Genomic DNA, 505 nt, shown 5'->3' with positions numbered 1-505 from the left:
GATCTGTCCCTGTGCGAATCCGATCACCAGGTAGCGGCCCCGCCACGCGATCGAGCGGAACACCGGCTCTGCCAGATCGCCACCGACCGGGTCGTAGACGACATCCGGGCCTCGCCCGCCGGTCAGGGTCTTGATCTCGTCACGGATGTTGCTGCGACTGTAGTTGATGGTGGCGTCGGCCCCCAGCTGGCGGCACAGCGCGCACTTCTCGTCGCTGGATGCGGCCGCGATCACCGTGGCGCCGGCGGCCTTGGCGATCTGGATCGCGGCCGTCCCGACACCTCCCGCGGCGCCGAGCACCAGGACGGTCTCGCCGGCCTTGAGGCTGGCGCGGTCGATCAACGCATGGTAGGTGGTGCCGTAGGTGCACAGGAAGGCGGCGGCATCGGCGAACGGGAATCCTGCGGGCAGAGGCATCACCACGGCCTGGGGCACACAGGCGTGCGTGGCGAAGCCGCCCAGTCCTGCAAAGGTGGCCACCGCCATGCCAGGTTTGAGCGAGGCC

1 protein-coding gene is annotated in these 505 nt (G+C 69.3%); it reads right to left on the bottom strand.

Going from position 1 to position 505, the window contains the following annotated elements; genetic code table 11:
- On the bottom strand, positions 1 to 505 hold a 505-nt coding region (locus R7R78_RS29775; RefSeq protein ID WP_225475049.1), incomplete at both ends, for a zinc-binding dehydrogenase.

The organism is Vibrio sp. 2134-1 (genome assembly GCF_033339495.1).
Note: the sequence above shows the minus strand (reverse complement) of the source record. Positions and strands in the feature narration are given on the sequence as shown.